At 40.8% G+C, this 3,945-nt stretch carries 6 protein-coding genes; 3 read left to right on the forward strand and 3 right to left on the reverse strand.

The window, feature by feature from the left end; all coding sequences use genetic code 11:
- Positions 1–868 (reverse strand): peptidylprolyl isomerase (locus Q0200_RS06160; RefSeq protein ID WP_297939079.1); only part of this gene is annotated, 868 nt, incomplete at its 3' end.
- A 119-nt stretch (positions 869–987) separates the two neighbouring features.
- Positions 988–1,575, reverse strand: coding sequence for a class II aldolase and adducin N-terminal domain-containing protein (locus Q0200_RS06165; protein WP_297939081.1), 588 nt, complete (start codon positions 1,573–1,575; stop codon positions 988–990).
- A gap of 54 nt (positions 1,576–1,629) precedes the next feature.
- Between Q0200_RS06165 and rsmH the strand changes: the two genes are divergently transcribed.
- Both rsmH and Q0200_RS06175 read left to right on the forward strand, forming a co-directional pair.
- On the forward strand, positions 1,630–2,562 hold the full coding sequence (gene rsmH, locus Q0200_RS06170) for a 16S rRNA (cytosine(1402)-N(4))-methyltransferase RsmH (RefSeq protein WP_297939083.1): 933 nt from the start codon (positions 1,630–1,632) through the stop codon (positions 2,560–2,562).
- On the forward strand, positions 2,552–2,836 hold the full coding sequence (locus Q0200_RS06175) for a hypothetical protein (protein WP_122863615.1): 285 nt from the start codon (positions 2,552–2,554) through the stop codon (positions 2,834–2,836). Before rsmH ends, Q0200_RS06175 begins: the two co-directional genes overlap by 11 nt.
- Here the strand turns inward: Q0200_RS06175 and Q0200_RS06180 are convergent, their stop codons facing one another.
- Positions 2,837–3,346, reverse strand: coding sequence for a hypothetical protein (locus Q0200_RS06180; RefSeq protein WP_297939090.1), 510 nt, complete (start codon positions 3,344–3,346; stop codon positions 2,837–2,839).
- A gap of 130 nt (positions 3,347–3,476) precedes the next feature.
- On the opposite strand from Q0200_RS06180, the gene Q0200_RS06185 reads away from it, so the two are divergent.
- Positions 3,477–3,945, forward strand: a 469-nt coding sequence (locus tag Q0200_RS06185) for an aminotransferase class IV (RefSeq protein WP_297939093.1), incomplete at its 3' end; no start/stop codon positions are given.

The raw sequence follows: 3,945 nt of genomic DNA on the forward strand, positions 1-3,945 counted from the left end.
ACTCTTCGAGTGCAATTTTTTTTGTTTGCTTTAGATTGTAGTCTTTTATGACCTCGTCTTTTACTGTCTCAAAATCTTTTATTTTGTCATCGCTACCTTTGTATTCGTTTTTGTTTTCGTTGTAAAATTCTGTGAGTTCATTAATATTTGCATCGTTTGCTATAGCTGGGATAAATTTGGTATCAAGCTTAAATTCGGTCATGGTTTTGTATTCGTTCTTGTGTTCTTCCCAGAGTTTTTTGACTGCATCTTCATCTATTTTTATTTCGTCTGCGCTAGCCTCTAAGACCTTTATGGAGATTTTGTCTTGCATTAAAAAGCTAGCCGCTAACATATCTATATCTTGGGCATTTGCAGGCAAATTTAGAGCATGTCTTAGCTTATCTAAAAGTATTACGTTCTTTAGGCTTTCTTCATATTCGCTTTCGGTGGTTCTAGCTCTTTTTAAGGTATTTTTGTAAAGCTCTTTGTCAAATTTGCCGTTTGAGTGGAAATTTTGATCGGCGATGATGTATTTTACTATATCTTCGTCATTTACGCCAAGGCCTAAGTCGTCGGCAAAATTTAAAAGCATAGTTTCGTTCACTAATGCCTCTAAGGCCAAATTTTCTATACCTAGTTCTTTTGCTTGTTCGTCGCTTAGTTGTCCGTCAAAAAGTTGGCTATAGTACGTATGAAGTTGTCCGTATTTGTTTTGAAACTCTTGGATACTTATATTTCTATGTCCGACCTTGGCTACTGAGCTAGCTCTGCTCGCATTTAGATCGTATGCACCCCATCCAACGAAGCCTGCTCCGACAAAGGCTATCGTGCTTATCCAAATCGTCACGACGAGGTATTTTCTATGCTTTTGCATCCAAGTTATCATCTAGTTCCTTCAAATTTATAAAAATTTTATGCATTATTTTACTGAAATATCGTAAATATCACCTTAAAAACGTGCTTTTTATCGATAAAATTTAAAAAACTACTAACATTTTTAAAACGTTAGCTACGCTCCGACTCGTAAAGGCGAGCTACGCTTAGCAATTTGCACGTATTTTCAAGGATTGCGACGTCTTTTGCGAGCTGATACGGGGTCCTGCTATGCACGTATACGCCGTATCCTTTGATGACCATTATGTTAGTTTTATTCTCTAACATATAGCGATAAATTTCCGTATCCGCACGCTCGTACCAGTCGTCAAACTGCTTTGGATCATAAATCGGGATCTCGTGATGTTTGATATAGCCGAAATAATCCCTCGGGCGAATAAAAGAATGTCCCAAAGTATAAGCCGTTAGGTAGGGCGGCATAGCATAGCAGATATATTTGGCTTCATTTATATTTTTGTATATATTTAGGTGGATGTCCGCGTCTATGCTCGCATCGTTCCAGCGGTAATCCCTTTTTGAGTTTAGCATTATGAGATCTTCTTCTTTGAGGTTGTCGAAAATCGTCGTTCTTTTATTTATCAAAAAAGAGTCGTGCTGAATTCTAGCCGAAATAGAGCCGTGAAAGACGCCGAAAAAATTTTTTCTAAACATCGAAAGAGCGATGTTGCTGATCTCGCTTGCACAGTATTTTAAGTCCATTTTAACCTTTTATAAACTTTTTTTGTTATTATACACAAAAAATAAAGGCTAAATTTGAACTCCCCACACGTTCCCGTGCTACTTGATGAAGTTTTACGAGCTTTTGCGGATATAAAAAGCGGCGCGATTGTTGATTGTACGCTAGGATACGGCGGGCATTCTAGCGCTATTTTAGAGCAAAATCAAAACATAAATTTAATAGCCTGCGATCAAGACGAAGAAGCGATCAAATTTAGCTCCGAAAGACTGAAAGAATTCGGTCAAAGAGCGCAAATTTTTAAGAGTAAATTTTCAGAAATTTTGGGCAAAGTAGAGCAAGGTCAAATTCGCGGTATCCTAGCCGACATCGGCGTTTCGTCGTTACAGCTGGATAAAAACGAGCGAGGATTTGGCTTAAAAAGCGAAAATTTAGATATGCGGATGGACGCGCAGGCTAAATTTTCAGCTTACGACGTAGTAAATTCTTACAGCGCAAAAGAGCTGGAGCGTATATTTGAGGACTACGGCGAGCTACCAAATCCGGCTAAATTTGCCGCTAAAATAGTAGAAGCAAGGCAAAACGGCGAGATAAAAAGCGCCGAACGCCTCGCGCAAATAATCGGGCTAAAGGGCGTAAACGGACGCAGCGTTAGCGCGGCGACGTTAGCTTTTCAGGCGATAAGAATAGAGGTAAACAACGAGCTTGGAGAGCTGCAAAATTTGCTCCAAAGCATCGAGGATTCGCAGATCGACGAGTGCGTCGTGGCGATAATCAGCTTTCATTCGCTAGAAGATCGCATCGTAAAAAACAAATTTAGGCAGTGGGCGCAAAGCTGCATTTGTCCGCCGCAGGCTATTAGATGTACGTGCGGAGGGGATAACGCGCTGGGTAAAATAGTCAGTAAAAAAGCGATAACGCCAAGCGTTGCCGAGATCAAGGCAAATCCGCGCTCAAGCTGCGCGAAAATGAGGATTTTTAAAATTTCAAGAGGTAAAAATGCAAGATAAAAACGAGGTTTTAGAGTTTAGCGGCGGCGAGCAAAAAAAGGAACGAAATTTAGACTACAAAACGCTAGCGACGGCGTATCTTGGGCTTTTTATTGCGCTTGCTTTGTTTTTACCTAAAATTTACATCACGAATCAAATTTATTACATCAGTCGCGAAATCGGCGATCTAAGCGGCAAACGCGACGTCTTGTTAGAAGAAAATAGAGAGCTTCGTCTAAAGCTTGAAAGAATGAAGTATAAAAATCAAATTTTAGACCCGCTCATCCTACAATAGCTAAATTCCAGCCTCAGACTGCGCGACTAGGCGCTCTAGGACGTATTGCTCCAGGTCCTTGCGCGGGATTTCGTTTTTTAATGCTTCGTTGTAGATCATCTCGACTTTCGTGGAGTATTTTTCGTAGCTAAAATACGGAAAATGCACGCTCCAAGCCTTTTTTATGAGCTCTTTGCTCACAGCTTTTCTCGCCCAAATTTTAAACATATCAAAGCCGATAAAAACGGCCGAAGTGCCCACCACCGCGCTAACGATCGAGAGGTGAAAGTCAAGCTTGGTAAAAAGACGGTGCGTCAAAATGAGCAAAACAAAAAAAATGGCAAAGCATAAAAGCCCGTAAACAAGGTAAGTTCTTGCGTAGCGAAATTTAAAATTTAGCTTGGCTGGATCTACTAACATGCCTTCGTTAAAAAGGCAGTTTGCTTCGAGCAGATCGCGAAACAGCACGGGTTGCTTCGAGATAACGAAGATATTTTCTAGGATCAAATTTTTTAGAGTGGTATTTTTCATCTTTTTGATTATCCTTAAATTTAGCCCCAATTATATCAAAAACTTCGTAATCCAAGCTAAAATTTGGACTTAAGGCAACACTTTTTTAAGAGTATTTGAGCTAAAATTACTTAAATTTTAAGGAGAAAAAATGAACGGAATAGTATATCTAAACGGCGAGTTTATAGACGCGGCGGCGGCTAAGGTTAGCGCATTTGACCGCGGATTTATTTTTGGCGACGGCATATACGAGGTGGTGCCGGTGCTAAACGGACGACTCGTGGATAGAGAGGATTTTTGGGAAAGATTTGAGAGAAGCCTAGCTGCGATCGAGCTAAGCTTGCCGCTTTCAAAGAGCGATTTTCAGGGTGTTTTAGAGGAAGTCGTTTGGCGGAACAACCTAAAAGAAGGTGGCGTTTACATGCAGATCACTCGCGGCGTCGCCGATAGGGATTTTAAATTTATAAAAGGCTTAAAGCCGACTTGTTTCGTATTTTGCTACGAAAAAGATATCGTCGCAAACCCTGACGCGGCGACTGGCATCGAGGTCGTTAGTGTCGAGGATATCCGATGGAAGCGCCGCGACATCAAGTCCATCTCGCTTTTAGCTCAGTGCTACG

The organism is uncultured Campylobacter sp., assembly GCF_938045225.1.
Taxonomy (GTDB): domain Bacteria; phylum Campylobacterota; class Campylobacteria; order Campylobacterales; family Campylobacteraceae; genus Campylobacter_A.

Bases quoted from the DNA above. Each gene is read 5' to 3' on its own strand.
- Q0200_RS06165 (WP_297939081.1), bottom strand. From the start codon at position 1,575: ATGGACTTAAAATACTGTGCAAGCGAGATCAGCAACATCGCTCTTTCG.
- Q0200_RS06175 (WP_122863615.1), top strand. From the start codon at position 2,552: ATGCAAGATAAAAACGAGGTTTTAGAGTTTAGCGGCGGCGAGCAAAAA.
- Q0200_RS06180 (WP_297939090.1), bottom strand. From the start codon at position 3,346: ATGAAAAATACCACTCTAAAAAATTTGATCCTAGAAAATATCTTCGTT.